We start from the raw sequence: 1,167 nt of genomic DNA, 5'->3' as shown, positions 1-1,167 counted from the left end.
ATACACCAACGCCACCACCAGGCCGACCACCGCGAACATGAACAGCCGCGAAAACAGCGGCCAGAACACCAGCCCCACGTCCGCCACCGCCCAGATCGCGGTGCCCACCAGGAACGCCGCGAACAGCCACGCGCCAGCGGTTTTGCACTGGGCAATCAACAGCCCGGAAACGGCCATGACCACGCCGCCGATCAGGAAGTACCAGGAGCCGCCCAGGCTGACCAGCTTGAAGCCGCCAACGGCTAGCGCGAGGCCGAGCAGGGCGATGATCACGCCCAGGCCCAGGAGGAGGAATCTAGAGGCGCCAGTGGCGCGCGATGCTCGTTTCATGTCGACAGGACTCGAGTGGGAGGGGCAAAAACGCGATTTTAGCAAGATAAGTAACTGGTTAGTACATTTAGCTCGGTAATAGACTCTTACCGCTAGGGTGATGATAGCCGGGCGCAAAAAAGCCGCTTGCTCCGTGAGGAGGCAAGCGGCTTGGTTATTCAGCGATCAACGAAACGCTGGCACGACCTGCTCGATAAACAGCGCCAAAGACTTTTTCTTCTCGGCATGGGGCAGGCTGTTGTCGCACCAGAAGCTGAACTCATCCACGCCCAGTTCCTGGTAGTACTGGATACGCGGGATGATTTCTTCGGCGGTGCCGATCATGGCGGTCTTGTGCAGGCTGTCCAGCTCGAACTCCGGGCGGGCGGCGAATTTCTCTTCCGGGCTCGGCGCCAGGAAACCGTTGACCGGCACCTCCTTGTTGCCGAACCAGGCATCGAAGGTGCGATAGAACTTGGAGATCGCCTTGGCCCCGACTTTCCAGCCTTGCGGGTCGTCGGCGGCATGTACGTGGGTGTGGCGCAGCACCATCAATTGCGGGCGCGGCACGCCGGGGTTGTTGTCGAGGGCGGTCTGGAATTTGTTTTTCAGGTCCAGGACTTCTTCGTCGCCCTTCATCAGCGGCGTGACCATCACGTTGCAGCCGTTGGCCACCGCGAAGTTGTGGGAGTCCGGGTCGCGGGCCGCGATCCACATCGGCGGGTTGGGTTTCTGCACGGGTTTGGGCACGCTGGTGGAGGTGGGGAATTTCCAGATATCACCGTCGTGGGCGTAGTCGCCTTGCCACAACGCGCGCACCACCGGGACCATTTCGCGCAGCGCCTGGCCGCCGCTGGA

The 1,167-nt window shown here is 61.7% G+C and carries 1 protein-coding gene and 1 pseudogene; both read right to left on the bottom strand.

The genetic code is table 11. From position 1 onward, the window contains the following. Nucleotides 1-330: pseudogene (locus tag L9Z73_RS30845) on the bottom strand (membrane-bound PQQ-dependent dehydrogenase, glucose/quinate/shikimate family); the annotation flags it as partial. A gap of 165 nt (nucleotides 331-495) precedes the next feature. Beyond that, nucleotides 496-1,167: LLM class flavin-dependent oxidoreductase (locus L9Z73_RS30840; protein WP_247408758.1), on the bottom strand; the 672-nt coding region annotated here is incomplete at its 5' end.

Source organism: Pseudomonas emilianonis (assembly GCF_023072625.1).
GTDB classification, from domain to species: Bacteria; Pseudomonadota; Gammaproteobacteria; order Pseudomonadales; family Pseudomonadaceae; genus Aquipseudomonas; species Aquipseudomonas paraveronii.
This window is presented reverse-complemented; position numbering and strand designations above follow the sequence as displayed.